Annotated in this window: 8 protein-coding genes; 5 read left to right on the top strand and 3 right to left on the bottom strand. The window is 49.6% G+C overall.

Annotated features, from left to right (window positions below):
* The first annotated feature begins 1 nt into the window (after position 1).
* Together B5X72_RS04235 and B5X72_RS04230 are read left to right on the top strand one after the other, a co-directional pair.
* Positions 2 to 1,249 (top strand): competence/damage-inducible protein A, encoded by a 1,248-nt coding sequence (locus B5X72_RS04235; protein WP_079715597.1) that lies wholly within the window; start codon positions 2 to 4, stop codon positions 1,247 to 1,249.
* A gap of 178 nt (positions 1,250 to 1,427) precedes the next feature.
* Positions 1,428 to 2,795, top strand: coding sequence for a dihydrolipoamide acetyltransferase family protein (locus tag B5X72_RS04230; protein ID WP_079715596.1), 1,368 nt, complete (start codon positions 1,428 to 1,430; stop codon positions 2,793 to 2,795).
* Here the strand turns inward: B5X72_RS04230 and B5X72_RS04225 are convergent.
* The 3 genes from B5X72_RS04225 to B5X72_RS04215 all read right to left on the bottom strand — a co-directional run bounded on the left by B5X72_RS04225 (position 2,743) and on the right by B5X72_RS04215 (position 8,849).
* A complete protein-coding gene (locus B5X72_RS04225; protein ID WP_245826823.1) occupies positions 2,743 to 4,044 on the bottom strand; it encodes an MATE family efflux transporter in 1,302 nt (433 codons plus the stop codon). The two genes, B5X72_RS04230 and B5X72_RS04225, sit on opposite strands and share 53 nt — an antisense overlap.
* 205 nt (positions 4,045 to 4,249) lie before the next feature.
* Positions 4,250 to 5,761 carry a SusD/RagB family nutrient-binding outer membrane lipoprotein gene (locus B5X72_RS04220; protein WP_079715594.1) on the bottom strand — a complete coding sequence of 504 codons (1,512 nt, stop codon included), beginning with the start codon at positions 5,759 to 5,761 and terminating at the stop codon, positions 4,250 to 4,252.
* A gap of 34 nt (positions 5,762 to 5,795) precedes the next feature.
* Positions 5,796 to 8,849 (bottom strand): SusC/RagA family TonB-linked outer membrane protein, encoded by a 3,054-nt coding sequence (locus tag B5X72_RS04215; RefSeq protein ID WP_079715593.1) that lies wholly within the window; start codon positions 8,847 to 8,849, stop codon positions 5,796 to 5,798.
* An 81-nt stretch (positions 8,850 to 8,930) separates the two neighbouring features.
* On the opposite strand from B5X72_RS04215, the gene B5X72_RS04210 reads away from it, so the two are divergent.
* The 3 genes from B5X72_RS04210 (at position 8,931) to B5X72_RS04200 (ending at position 14,780) form a co-directional block, all read left to right on the top strand.
* Entirely contained in the window at positions 8,931 to 9,953 is a 1,023-nt protein-coding gene (locus B5X72_RS04210; RefSeq protein WP_079715592.1) for a helix-turn-helix transcriptional regulator, read from the top strand.
* 203 nt (positions 9,954 to 10,156) lie between these two features.
* Entirely contained in the window at positions 10,157 to 11,125 is a 969-nt protein-coding gene (locus B5X72_RS04205) for a FecR family protein (protein WP_079715591.1), read from the top strand.
* A 274-nt stretch (positions 11,126 to 11,399) separates the two neighbouring features.
* Complete coding sequence (locus B5X72_RS04200; RefSeq protein WP_245826821.1) at positions 11,400 to 14,780, top strand: SusC/RagA family TonB-linked outer membrane protein; 3,381 nt, start codon at positions 11,400 to 11,402, stop codon at positions 14,778 to 14,780.
* Positions 14,781 to 14,804 lie beyond the last annotated feature (24 nt).

Genomic DNA, 14,804 nt, shown 5'->3' with positions numbered 1-14,804 from the left:
TATGCAAGTAGAAATCATTACCATCGGCGACGAAATCCTTATCGGTCAAATTATCGATACGAATTCGGCATGGATAGCCCAACAACTGAACGCGATAGGCATCCATGTCAAGCAGGTCAGCTCCGTAGCTGATTATCCGGCAGACATCATTGTCGCGCTTACGCTGGCGTCCGGACGGGCCGATGTCGTCTTGGTCACTGGCGGATTGGGTCCCACCAAAGATGATGTCACGAAGCAAACGCTTGCCGCATATTTTGACTGCGGCCTCCGCCGTGATGCCAAAGTCCTTGCGCATGTCGAATCAATTTTCGCGCGTAGTGCGCGACCAATGCTTGAAATAAACCGCAGGCAGGCCGACGTGCTGGATAAATGTGATGTGTTGTTCAATGAAATGGGCACCGCTCCGGGCATGTGGGTATCGCACAAGGGCAAAACGTATATCATTATGCCAGGCGTACCGTTTGAAATGAAGCATATCATGCTCGAGCGGGTAATCCCACGGCTCAAGCAGTTTGAGGACAGAAAACCATTGTGGCACCATACCATACTCACCGGAGGCATCGGTGAGTCGTATCTGGCCGAAAAAATTGCCGATATCGAAGCCGCCTTACCGCACCATATTCACCTCGCCTACTTACCCAAACCAGGTATTGTACGGCTCAGGCTGTCAGCTACCGGAGGTGACTTAAACGCCTTAAAAGCGGAAACCACGACGATTGTGCAGCAAATAAAGCAACGCATTGGCATACATTTCCTGGCTGGTGAAGATACTTCGCTCGAACAATTGATCCGCGATTTCATGCAGCAGCGCGGACTGCTCCTGGCAACCGCTGAAAGCTGTACGGGTGGCAACATCGCCAAGCTTATCACCGCGCTCCCGGGAAGCAGCTCTATGTTTGAAGGAAGCGCGGTGACTTATTCAAACGCCATGAAAATGAAGCTTTTGGATGTCAAACAAGAGACGCTCGACAGTCATGGGGCAGTAAGTGAACAAACCGTGCGTGAGATGGCGTTGGGCGCACAGCGGAATTTTAAGGTAGACTACGCCATTGCCGTCAGTGGTATTGCCGGGCCGGATGGGGGCACACCGGAAAAACCAGTGGGCCTGGTTTGGATAGCCGTAGCTGGAAAAACCCAAGTGGCCGCACATGGCTATCTTTTTGGTCATGACCGCGCCATTAACATCGATCGGTCGTCGATGGCGGCTTTGTTTATGCTTTGGCAAATATTGAACGCTGAGCATAAATAGGCTACGAGACAACTTTTTAATTGCGGAAAAACACAATTTAGCGAAATAAAATTCCGTTCTTTTATTTTTATTCGATTATTTATGTAACTTGGGCCGGATTGGCAGGAGGTGCAGTGTCACAAAGCAGGCAAGCTATCCCATCCGAATAGCGCCGGCGTGAAACAGATAAAATTAGCTTATGGCAACATTCAATTTACAACTCCCCCGCATGGGTGAAAGCGTATCGGAAGCAACCGTAATAAAATGGTTAAAGCATCCCGGTGATCACGTCGAGGAAGATGAGCCGGTATTGGAAATTGCCACGGACAAAGTAGATTCGGACGTACCATCGCCCGTGGCGGGGATACTTAAAGAACAACGCTTTGCCGAAAATACGGTTGCCCAGGTAGGCGATGTTGTAGCCATTATTGAAGTAGCGGACGAAAACAGTGATACCACTGACCGGCCTGCCGAACAGCCCCTCGAAACAACTACCGAGGAACATACCGCTCATGATATCCCGGGCATTGCGCAGTTGGCAGAACCGGAGCGCCAGCCACATACCCAGGCGCCTGATTCGCGCTTCTACTCACCACTCGTCAAAAACATCGCTGCTGAAGAGGGCATTACCAGTGAAGAGCTGGACAAGATCGTTGGCACGGGCAATGAGGGCAGGGTGACTAAACAAGATGTATTGAACTATTTGGAAACCAAAAAGGCGGCGCGGCATCAGGCACAAAACGAACGCAAAACCCAGGTGTCAGACGTTTCAGCACAGACGCAAACGGTTATCCCCGATCCGCTTCCTACCAGCAAGCAGGATTGGCATCACCAAGAACCAACCCTCGTCCTATCTCCACAGGACGAAATCATCGAAATGGATCGCATGCGCCGATTAATCGCTGACCACATGGTCAGGAGTGTGCAAACCTCACCGCATGTATGCTCATTTGTGGAGGCTGATGTGACCAATCTGGTCAATTGGAGAAATAAGGTAAAGGATGCGTACGAAAAGCGTGAAGGTGAAAAAATCACTTTTACGCCTATCTTTATCGAAGCCGTAAGCAAGGCCCTAAAGGATTTTCCCATGGTCAACGTTTCGGTAAACGGGACACAAATCATCAAAAAACGTCATATCAACATCGGGATGGCCGCCGCATTGCCTTCAGGTAACCTGATTGTTCCGGTCATCAAAAATGCCGATCAGCTCAGTTTGGTCGGCCTTAGCAAAGCCGTAAACGACCTGGCAAACCGCGCTCGAGCCAACCGGCTGAAACCGGACGATACCCAAGACGGCACATTCACCCTAACCAACATCGGCGCTTTCGGCAATATCATGGGGACGCCTATCATTAACCAACCGCAAGTAGCCATATTGGCCGTGGGCACCATCACAAAAAAACCTGCGGTCATCGAAACGGCGTACGGCGACATGATCGGGATACGGCATATGATGTACCTCTCATTGTCTTATGACCACCGCGTGGTGGATGGTGCGCTCGGCGGGCGGTTTGTTAAACGCGTTGCGGATTACCTCGAAAACTGGGATGTAAATCGGGAGATTTAAACACTACCCGGCGATACCGTAGATACAGCAATACCGAAGAGGTAAACAGGCCGAGCGTAAGCCCGTACCATATCCCCTTCACACCAAAACCAAGGGAGATACCCAGCACGTAGGCGCAGGGTAACCCTATCACCCAGTAGGCCACGAAAGTTATCAGCGTGGGGATATTGACATCGCCCATGCCACGCAGAATGCCCAGCCCGACTACCTGCGTACCATCAAACAGCTGGAACAATCCCGCGATAATCAATAGCTGGGCGGCGATGCCAATAACTACGAGGTCGCTGGTAAAAATCCATGGGAGATACCGGTTGAATACCACAAACACCACAGCTGCAAAGCCCATGAATGCCAGAACGATAAGATAGCTGGACAGCGCAAATCGCTTCAACCGCGGGATATTGTATTTTCCATAACTATTGCCCGTCTTGATGGTTGCTGCGGCAGCAATGCCGCTCGCCATCATATAGGTGGTGGCCGCCATGGTGATTGCCACTTGATGTGCCGCCTGCTCATTGGCTCCTATTGTTCCAGCGATTACCGCCGCAGCCGCAAAAGCCCCCACTTCAAATACGTATTGCAGCGCTACTGGTGCACCGATACGCAGGATGGCTATACACCTGTGGAAGCCAATGCGCCAGACGTCAAATCGCTTTAAATAGCGCTTGAAATTAACCGATCGGAACACATAAAATCCCATCACAAGCGCCATCAAGCACCGGTCAGTCAGCGTCGCATAGCCTACACCCCTCACGCCCATGGGAGCAAAACCGAACATTCCTTTCACCAGAATAATTGCCAACAGTATATTCAATACATTCCCCCATATCGTGATGTTCATCGCTTGCCTGGTGAATCCCAATCCTTCCGCAAATTGCTTGAACGTACTAAATACCATCATCGGCACAACGGACAGACCGAGGATAAACAGATAAGGCTTCGCTTCGCGGACCACTGCGGGATCTTGATCGAGGTGATCGATGACAGCCATGGAGCCGAAATACACCAAACAAAACAACAAGATGCCAGACAAGGTATTAATCCACAAACTATTGGAAAGCAGGACTCCGCATTCTTCATAGTGCTTCCGACCATTTTCCTGTGCTATCAACGGTGTGAGCCCATAGGCGATACCGAGGCCAACAACCATGACGATCATAAACACGCTGTGCACCAAAGATACAGCGGCAAGCGGTATGGTACCGGCAAAATGCCCGACGACAATGCTGTCGGCTGTCTGCACCATCATGTGCCCCAGTTGCGAGATCATTACTGGACCGGCCAACGCCAGTGTACTTAAATAGTATGGTTTATATAGAGCGAATCGTTGTCGCACAGTATACAGCTGTCTAATATAGGAGCGATAAAGGTACAAATTTATCGCGCCCAAATCATAAAAAAAACACACCACCCGAACGGGCAACGTGTGTTCCATAGTTTATGCCGGTAAAGCGTTAATCAATATCCCACCACACACGATCGCTCGTAATGTTGTCGCCCCCTTGCCGGTTTACCTCGTCCCTGTTTGTCTGGAGTTCGGTTTCGGGATACATCAGCCGCAAGGGCCTCGCGTCAGCCGACGGCGCACTTTCGGAATTAGGAAAATCGGGCAATCCCAATCTTCTGAAATCGTTCCAGGCTTGGAAGCTATTGATGCTGTTTATGGCCAGCCATTTTTGCTCGATGATCCGTGCTATCCTGTTACCTGCCTCGCCCAATGCAACAGCCGGTTGCGCGGTATACGTTTCAGCTTCCGAACCGCTAAGTCCGATATAGGCAAACGACTCCGCAACGGCCTGACGATAAAACGTGGCGGCAGCACCATCAATCCAACCGCGCTCAGCAGCTTCAGCTTGCAGAAACAGGCTTTCGAAAGAAGAGAGGATCACCGTAGATTGGTTGAAGCTTTTCAACAAACCAGCAGGCTGGTTACCGTTTTCGACCGGCCCTTTCAATGCTGAAGTATTGTCTGCGTTATATTCGTCTGCCGCTACCGGGTTGCCAAACCGTACACCTTTATATGATCCGCTGGCTGTTAAATAAAGCTGGTCCAAACGGGGATCATTCAATGCTTGGTACTTCTCGATGAGGTATTCGGTAGGCCGAATATTCGTATGGTTGGCTACCGTTGCGCCACCCGCGTTACGGTAATATGTCTCATAAAATGGGTTCATTTTGCCGGCCGTGTTTAAGTAACCGGGGTTGCAATAGGCGTTTTCGCCAATGCCCAGGAAACCGGACCCTTCTTGTATGATCTTTTGAATTTCGGCCGATATGTAACCGCTTTGGGAAGAGACCTCCGATTGCTGCAACAGTGCGCGCAACTTGACAGTATTTCCAAATTTCGCCCAAAGTGTTCGGTTTCCGGCGAAGAAAATATCGTCACTGGCCGGTGCCACCGATGCAGATTTGATGTCTAGGATACCTTCGGTGATCAAGTCGATCGACTTTTGATACACCTCCTGGCCGGATTGGTAGGTCGGCTGTGGCATATTGGTGCCCTGTAAAGCCTCGTCGAAGGGCACATTGTTATAAATATCCACAAGCCGCATAAAATGCCATCCCATCATGATTTTGGAGATTCCTGCGTAAAACCCTGCTTGTTCCGTTTCTGCCTGATCCTTTATTAATTTATAATACAACAAAATGTTGTAGGTATTCTCCCAAATCTGGATGCCATCCCTGGACCCACGGATTCCTATCCCGTCGTAGTACTTAATGTCATTAAACGACGCGAGTGCCTCACTTGTTGTGCCCCAATACCCACCCCAGAATGCACCTAATTGATTGAGCTGCAACACCTCCTGCGTGGCCGTGCTATTAAGGGCCGCAGGAAGTTTCGAAGCCAAGGTGAGGTTTTCATTAACCGGCGCATTCGGATTCACATTGACGTCCAGAAAACTGTCGCAGGAAGCGGCCAGGATAGACAGCCCTGAAAAAACAGCTACTCTAAAAATATGTTTCATTGTAATCGTTTACTTTTGAATATTAAAAAACTCATTAGAAGGTCACATTCACATTAAATCCATACGTACGTGACGGCGGGATTTGGCGAAAGCTCAAGTAACCGTCGGTCTGGTTATATAAGGACTCGGCATCGCCCAATGTATTGGAACTATGCCGGATGATAAACAAATTGTTTGCGATAAAACCGATGCTTGCCGCGCTGATAACCCGTTGGTTGGACAGCCAGGATTTGGGTAACGTGTACGATAAATTCAGTTCCCGAAGCTTTAAGTAATCGCCCTTCGCGGCGGTATTTATTTGCACATTACCCTGCGACTGCCAAAATGCCTTATCCCCCCTCGACTCCACCGACGTGTTGGGGCTGTACGTCCCATCGCCATTGTCTATCACGGTATTGGGCATGATGAATGGCTGTCGCCCATACGCTACGGTAGCGGGGTGTGTACCGGCGGTATACATACGCGGCACCACTTCTGAATAAATCCATCCGCCCATACGGGCGTCGAACTGCAAGCCCAGTTGGAAGCCTTTATAAGTCACCGTTGAGTTCAATCCCATCAGGTAAGGAGGCACCATGGTGCCCAGCACCGTATTGTCATCCAGCGTACTGGTATTGCCATTTTCGTCGACGATAATCCGTCCTTGCGGATCCCTCGCATAGTCGCTTACCTTCAGCGTCGGGTATTGCTGCCCGATAATCGCATAAGACTGACGGAAAATCCGGAATTCGTTGCCCGAATATAGCTCCTTCACCTGATTGTCGGTATACGAGAAGTTAAAACCAAGGTTCCATCTCAGGCTATTATTTCGAACGACATCCCCGTTGAGCGACAGTTCAATGATGCTATTCGTCAAGCGGCCGGCATTCACGATGGAATTATTATATCCTGTTGCGCTTGACGAGAGTGCCGTAAAAATCTGCCCATCTGAATCCGAATAGACGTACGCAGCATCGATATTCAAGCGGTTGTTAAACAAGGCCAACTGAAACCCTGCTTCATAAGACGTCACAAATTCCGGTTCTATATTCGGATTCGGGTTGGTCAAGGACGGCAAGAAACCGACAAGCGAACCGTATGGGAATCCGCCGGATTGGCTATACGGGTTATTGAGACTATAAGGCGACAACGTCACGTTTCCGGTACGGTTGAACGATGCATAGATTTTACCGTAGTTGACTACCCGATGATCTTTCAAGCTCGGGATGGCATCCGTAAACACGAACGAGGTGCTGATACCGGGATAAAAATACCCCCTGTTGTCTTTGCTTAATACCGATACTTGATCATAGCGGCCGGTCAAGGTCAAAAAGAGATAATTTCGGTATCCGCCGGTCAGCTCCCCATACGTGCCTAAGGAACGGTACTGTTCAATCCGCGAACTTCCCGAAAGCTCCCCTATACGGCTGCCCGGATTAAACAGATCTTCCAGCAACAGATTGGACGCTCCTACACCGATGGCTTTGGTTTCGTCCATCCGCACATTCTGACCGAGTAAGAGATTGGTGCTAAAATCGCCAAACTGCTTATTGAAGTTGAGTATTAAGTCGTTGTTCAGCCGTCTGAATGTATTGGCTCCGTCCTCTACCGAGCCATTTACATTACGCGCACCAATGGGCGATGCCAATTTGCCTGTCATCGCACGGGTGTCTTCGTTGGTATTGTAATACCCAAGCCGGTAAATCGCTTTAAACCAATCCGTAAATTGATAATCCAATTCGATTCGGCCGTTGAGTGTCTGCTGTTTGGCTGTATTACGTGTATTGTCGGCCATGAAAAATGGATTTTTAGTCGATGAGACAGTATTGTACCAATTCAACGGGTGGGCGGGCGAATTGGGGTCTTCCCAGTTGCGATACTCGCTATAGTCCAGGTTAGCCGGCTGGGTATAGACCGAGAGCCACGGCCCATCAGGAGTAGTATTCCGGTCGAAATAAATATAATTGACAGAATACGCTGTCTTCAGTTTGCCGAAATTACGCGCCCCATTGAAACGCGCTCCGGTGCGAGCCGACTGGTCTCCAGGGATTACCCCTTTGATGCGTACGTCTTGTACAGACAGGTAATAGGTCGATTGCTCATCTCCACCGGAGAATGAAATATCGTTTTGCGTGGTTACGCCAGTATCGAAAAATTCGAGCCGGTTGTCACTGCCTGGCGCCGCATAACGAATCTCGGGCTGTACACCGTTGATGGGGGGACCAAACGGCATCATTTCGCCGTTGAACCTCGGCCCCCAGGATTCGGCAGTGGTAGCCGAATAAACGCCGTTCTGACCTTGTCCAAATTCCGTTTGTGCGGGTGGGAGAAGAAATACGTTTGAGAACGTGGTTGCATTGTTGAACTGTATGGTGCCCCTTCCCCGGCTACCGGCCTTGGTGTTGATCATGATGGCACCGTTCACACCTTCTGAACCGTACAGCGCCGCAGCGTTAGCGCCTTTTAACACCGTGATGCTTTCGATGTCATTAGGATTCAGCCGGCCAATGTCAGGAATAGGTACGCCATCTACGACATATATGGGATCGTTCTGCGCACGGTTAAACGAACGGGTTCCCCGCAACCTTACTTGCACGGAAGGATCTGTTTTTCCGGAAGTGGCATCACTGGCATTGATGCGCAGGCTGGATACTTTGCTTGCCAGTGCCAACAACGGATTGATTACCCGTCCTTGATTGAGGTGCTCATTGTCAACCACCTGCGCCGAAGTACCCAACTCGCGTGCGGATCGTTGAAGCCCCAGTGCACCGGTGACTACCACCTCCGATAGCTGCCTATTGTCCGGAACCAATGCGATCAGCACAGGTTCTTGTTCATTTATCACTTTTAACTCCGCGGGCAAATAACCTACATTGGTAACGACGATGGTCTGGTTTACATGCGCCCGGATAGTGAACCCGCCTTCCGAACCACTGATGGAACTGCCTGATCGCTCGTTCTCCTTTATCGAAACAGTTGCACCGATAACCGGTTTTGACGTTCCTTGATCTATTATTCGCCCCCGGATAGTGACATGTTCTTGCGCATGCAAAGCCAGTACATTTGCATACATGGCAAGCAGTAAGATTGATGTGTAAAGTCTATTCATCGTATATTCGTCATTTTACTTAGAAATAGTCTAAATAATTTGTAATTTGGCCGCAAAAATAGCTGGTTAAACAACATAACAATGACCTTAAACGGAAATACGGCAACGCAAAACGGAGAAATGCACCCAACCGCCCCCTGTAACCCGTTGTCTATCGATGTACAACCGGACATTGATCATTTCATTTGGTCTGGATTTCGGGGCACAAACTTCTATTGCCTGCACGGCAGGGCGCCAGCAATTTCCGGCGGCGCTGCCGCGGGTAAAATGGTCATGGAATATCGTGAGTCTGTTGTCAAGGTAGTATGCTGTATTCAGGGAAATACGCGAATCACAGTACGCCAATCCTTATCGTCAGAGGTGTCGGCCCACGGTCACAACCTTTATTTCGTCACAGCAAATACCCCCGTTGTCATTGAGTGGCCTTATCAAGAACCGCAAGAACTGCTTATCATCGATTTACATCTTGATTTGTTCACGAAATATTTTCCGCTCCATCATCGCACTTTTGCAGCGCTAAACGGCAGTATCAGCCGCCAGCACCCGGTGGCCTTGAGCGATGCAGGCCTGCCATTGAGCCCTGAGATAAGCGCACTCGTCTTTGACATCATCTATTGTAAACGACGGGATTTTTCCAAGACTTATTACCTAAAAGCGAAAATCATTGAGCTTCTCCTCTTGCAAGCGGAACAACGTTGGGAGTCGGATACTGTTTATCACCACCAGCCACTGCGCGACGACGAAGTACATCGTGTATACCAAGTCAGGGACATCCTTCACAACGAGCCAGCCGCCAACCACACGTTATTGAGCCTGGCTCATCGCGTGGGGACCAATGACGCGACACTGAAAAAGCACTTCAAACAGGTCCTTGGCACCACGGTATTCCATTACCTTACCGCACACCGCATGCAGCTTGCAAAAAAAATGCTGCTGGAGGAAAACGAAAAGGTAGCGTCGGTAGCTCAACGTGTGGGTTACAAACACGGCACCCATTTCACGGCGGCATTTAAAAAGTATTTCGGTTATCTACCCACACAAATAAAAACCTGGCTGATATGTATATTGTGGGATCCGATTGAATTGCTTTGGCTTGTGATATAACAGGAACTGCAAACCAAAACACCCAAACACAAATAGCCCGCACTTCTAACAAACAAAAAAAAACATGTTTTCAACAATACAACAACAAAATCAGCTACAAAATCAAATAAAATCAACGGAAAAATAGAATTTTATAAAAAAATTAAAATTTATATAGAGGTTTTTGTCGCCATCTGACACATATACACTGAAGAACGGCTGGAATGGACAACAAAACACTCGAAATATTAATCGACAAATACTTGACCGGAACATGTACGCCATCAGAAGAGCAACGATTGATGGACTGGTACGATACGCCGAAGGCAGAGTCACCATATACCGCCAGTCTTAGTACCGAGCGCAGACTCGCGCTGCAAAAAGACCTACTCCATCAAATCAAACACCAGACCGCGCGGTCTGGCACCAAAGAAGCAAGGATCAAGCGGCTTCCAAAGCGGATTTGGCTCTATGCAGTCGCAGCAGTCCTGTTATTCATCGTTGCGCTTCCTATCCTCAACCCACATAGCCAGCGGCAAACCACCTTTCAGACGGCATATGGAGAAATCAGATCAGTGATGCTGCCAGACGATTCCGAAGTGACGCTGAACGGCAATTCCACCATTTCTTATCACAAAGCCACGAACAGAGAAATATGGCTTGACGGCGAGGCGGCGTTTAAAGTGACCAAGAAATTAGATAAGCAACGATTTATCGTACACCTCGCGGATACATTGTCCATAGAAGTGGTAGGTACCGAGTTCAACGTTCAAAAACGTACGTCTGGAATACAAATCGCGTTAAAAACCGGTAAAATAAGGTTGCATTATGCACGTAAAGGGAAGCCTGCGGAAATTGTGGAGATGGAGCCAAATGATGTGGTTTATATCGGTAACTCTACATCAGGTGAAATAACAAAAAAAGTCAGCCAAAAGGCTGTTGCGCATTTTGCATGGCAAGACCGTAAAATACTTTTGGATAATACATCGTTCGCAGAAATTCAACTATTACTTGCAGAAACATACGATATACGGACGGCCGTCTTACAGGAAAGTATATTGAAGCGAAAGGCTTCAGGTTCAATACCCGTGATCGACAATCACAGGCAACTACTGGATCACATTATTACGTTATACGGATTGGCTATTGTTGAGGCCGAAGAAGAAAGGCAATACGTTCTTACAACCCGCTAAGGTGTACAGCCACGGGTTATCATTCCAATCAATACGATAAACGATTGTTCACTGACTACAGTGAGGCGTCGTCCGTGTATCCGGACGTCAAGGGAAAACTATTGGGTAAACGAAACAATTCATTAAATAACTAACCAAATCAATGAGCATTATGCATAATATTTTTACCCCATTTTTTGGCCTGCTGCTAATCGCAATGCTAGCCGGAACCCCACTGTGGGCACAGCTGGCGTCGCACAATGCAAGACATGAAGTCCGAAACCGCCCGCGACATATGGATAGCGACGGTGAGACGGACATACGGGAGGCGCTCATGTCACTTGAGCGGCGTCATGGTGTGTCCATTGCCTACCGGAGCGGATTACTACCTGAACACCGGGTTGCGGCAGAGGTGGTACGCAGATACCAGGCGATGAGCTTTACCGAATCGATGGATCTCCTTTTGGAGGGCACCGGTCTGCATTATAAACACAACGGCGACAATTTTTATATCATCTACAAGAATAGCGATGCATCCAAAAGCCAGCAGCGTCCCATCACAGGTAAGGTGACAGACGAAACCGGCGAGCCACTGGCGGGCGTGATGGTGACCGTTACCGGTACAACCACCGGTACCTCAACAGACAATACCGGGCAGTATCGGATTATGGTGCCCCCAACAGCAACATCATTGACCTTCCACTTTGTAGGATACGCCGACGTCAACGAACCACTGAGCACATCCAATGTGATCAATGTAAGCCTACAGCCTGACCAGCTTGAACTGAGTGAAGTGGTGGTTACCGCTGCTGGCATCGAGCGCAAATCCAATACGTTGGGATACGCCGTGTCTACAGTGAATGCGGACGCTTTGGCTCAGAAAAACGAACCTGATCCCGTACGGGCCCTTACTGGCAAGGTCGCCGGTGTAAACATTCAGGGCGGCGGCGGCGTAGCCGGAGGATCGACCAACATTACCATCCGCGGCAATTCCTCCCTAGGCAACAACAACCAACCGCTTTACGTGGTAGATGGCATTCCGTTTGACAACTCCACCTTTGACCGTGTAGGCGAGCGTAATACCCAAGGTAACCAAACAACAGCCAGCCGGGCATTCGACATCGACCCCAACAATATTCAAAGCATCACCGTGTTGAAGGGTGCAGCGGCTGCCGCACTTTACGGCTCTCGGGCAGCCAATGGCGCTATCATCATCACTACTAAGGCATCGGCTAGGCGAAGTCGTAAGGGGACGGAAATTACCCTCAACACGTCCTATTCACTGGAAGAGATTGCAGGTTTGCCCGATTATCAACAAATTTACGGCCAAGGCACCAATTTCGACTACCGCGATGGCGTATACGGATCTTCGGGATCGGCTTATAGCTCCCGGGCCACCATTCCCCACCCGCTGGCCAGCCTGGTATCGGCTGCCGACTTTCCGGAGTTTTTTGAGGCTGATGGCGTCACTCCGGTGCAGGTGCCCTACCGTTCTTATGCAGGACAGGCACAGGATGCTTTTTTCCGCACCGGCAATGTACTGGAGACCGCATTGAGTATCAACAGCGGCAGTGAGAAAGGCAACTTCACCGCTGGCCTTAGCCGTACCAAAAACGAAGGTATCGTCCCTGGCAATAGCATCACCCGCACCTCCATCAATATCGGCGGAAATGTTCGCATGGATAATAATTTCTACGCGAGCGGTACCATTAATTATGTCATGACGGATCAAACAGCCCCGCCCATTGGGGGGAGTGGAAACGTCATGAGTAACCTTTATTACCTGCCCACCAGCTATGATCTGACCGGATTGCCCTATGAAACACCAAATGGGGATAACGTTTATGCACGGGCCGGCCTTGACAACCCCTATTGGTCGGTCGCCAATAGCCCCTCCACCAGTAATGTCGACCGGTATTACGGCAATTTTGTGTTGGGCTACGATCCACTCGATTGGCTGAACATTCAGAACGCCGTAGGATTCAACGCCTATACCGACCGGCGGCTGAGCGTATTAGGAAAAGGATCTTCCGTATACGCTAATGGCTCAATGAGTGCAGACAACATTTACCGGCAGGAATTGGACAACACCCTGCTACTCACCGTCACCAAGTCATTCGCGGCCGACTATTCCGTGCGGGCCATCTTCGGAAACAACATTAACCAACGGATGACCAACCGCTCGGTATTCGATGGCAACGACATCATTACGCGGGGCATCAACGATATCAGCAACACCTCAACCATTGTGCTGGGTTCGCTCCCCAACAACCGTGCCCGCATCAAACAACGGTATTACGCGTTTTTCGGAGACATTACCGTTGATTACAAAGATTTCCTTTCGCTCAATCTGGTCGGACGGAATGACGTCTCCTCTACCCTGCCAAAAGAAAACAGAAGTTACTTTTACGGTGGTGCGAATGCTTCATTTAACTATGTCAATGCATTCAAAATACAAAGCGATGTCCTGTCTTTTGGAACATTGCGCATCGGCTACACACGGGTGGGCAATGAAGCGTCTCCCTACCTAACCATGAATGTGTATAATGCCAACCAATCATTCGGTGGAATAGACTCGCCCTTTTCGAATGGCACAGTGTCCAATGTGAGCACCCTGACCCTATCCAATTCGCTTACCAACGCCAACCTCAAACCTGAGTTTATTACTGAATTTGAGATTGGTACGGAAATGCAGTTCTTCAACCGCAGGGCCAGCCTGGATGTGACTTATTACCATAAGCAAAGCACGCAACAAATTTTTACCGTAGATGCCCCACCATCGACCGGCTACACCAGCCGGATAATCAATTTGGGCCAAACATCTAACCGTGGGGTGGAGATCATGCTGTCAGGAGCCCCCTTTCGCCATAGCGACGGGTTCAATTGGGACATTAACGCCAACTTCACCCACAACAATAACATGGTAGATGATCTTGGGGAATATGCACAGCTCGTGTATGGCAATAACGTGCACATCCCTGGACAGCCTTATGGGCAGATATACCGTAGCCGCTATGCTCGAGACGATGAAGGAAACATCTTGGTCAACCCGCAAACGGGCAAGCCCATATCTTCGGGCGTAAGCGGGCCGATAGGCAATCCCGCACCTAAATTTATGGTAGGTGTCAGTAACACCGTGTCCTATAAAGGAGTCACGCTGGATGTACTGTTTGACTGGAAAGAAGGTGGTGCGATCTATGCCGATGGCGTCGGCGAGGCCATGGCCCGTGGAGTATCCCGGGACACCGAAGATAGGGAGCTGCTGTATATCGGGCCGGGCGTACTGGGCGATGTAAACACCCTGCAACCCCTGCGCGATGAAAACGGCAACAAGATACCCAATAATACCGCTATCCCCGTCATCGATTACTTCTTTAGCAGTGGCTTCGGACCAGGAGGCATCGCAGAAGGCACCGTTTTCGATGCCACGGTTTTCCGGCTTCGCGAGGTCTCGCTCGGATACCGCATCCCGTCTAAATGGCTGGAAAAATCACCGTTCGGCTCGGCATACATCTCCATAAGCGGACGAAACCTCTGGTATAAAGCTCCGAACTTTCCCAAATATATGAATTACGATCCTGAAGTCAGCACCACTTCCGGCAATAACGCCGGCACCGACGGCGGCGGCGTGCCGACCAGCCGCCGATACGGGGTAAACCTCCGATTCAGCTTTTAATATCCATTGTGCCCTTAATTAAGA

Source organism: Parapedobacter luteus, from assembly GCF_900168055.1.
In the GTDB taxonomy this organism is placed as follows: Bacteria; Bacteroidota; Bacteroidia; order Sphingobacteriales; family Sphingobacteriaceae; genus Parapedobacter; species Parapedobacter luteus.
The sequence above is the reverse complement of the archived record's forward strand: the minus strand, read 5'-3'. Positions and strand labels throughout refer to the sequence as shown.

Excerpts from the sequence above, each read along its gene's own strand:
- B5X72_RS04225 (WP_245826823.1), bottom strand. The coding sequence starts at position 4,044 with ATGATGGTGCAGACAGCCGACAGCATTGTCGTCGGGCATTTTGCCGGT.
- B5X72_RS04200 (WP_245826821.1), top strand. The coding sequence starts at position 11,400 with ATGGATAGCGACGGTGAGACGGACATACGGGAGGCGCTCATGTCACTT.
- B5X72_RS04215 (WP_079715593.1), bottom strand. The coding sequence starts at position 8,849 with ATGAATAGACTTTACACATCAATCTTACTGCTTGCCATGTATGCAAAT.
- B5X72_RS04235 (WP_079715597.1), top strand. The coding sequence starts at position 2 with ATGCAAGTAGAAATCATTACCATCGGCGACGAAATCCTTATCGGTCAA.
- B5X72_RS04230 (WP_079715596.1), top strand. The coding sequence starts at position 1,428 with ATGGCAACATTCAATTTACAACTCCCCCGCATGGGTGAAAGCGTATCG.
- B5X72_RS04205 (WP_079715591.1), top strand. The coding sequence starts at position 10,157 with ATGGACAACAAAACACTCGAAATATTAATCGACAAATACTTGACCGGA.
- B5X72_RS04210 (WP_079715592.1), top strand. The coding sequence starts at position 8,931 with ATGACCTTAAACGGAAATACGGCAACGCAAAACGGAGAAATGCACCCA.
- B5X72_RS04220 (WP_079715594.1), bottom strand. The coding sequence starts at position 5,761 with ATGAAACATATTTTTAGAGTAGCTGTTTTTTCAGGGCTGTCTATCCTG.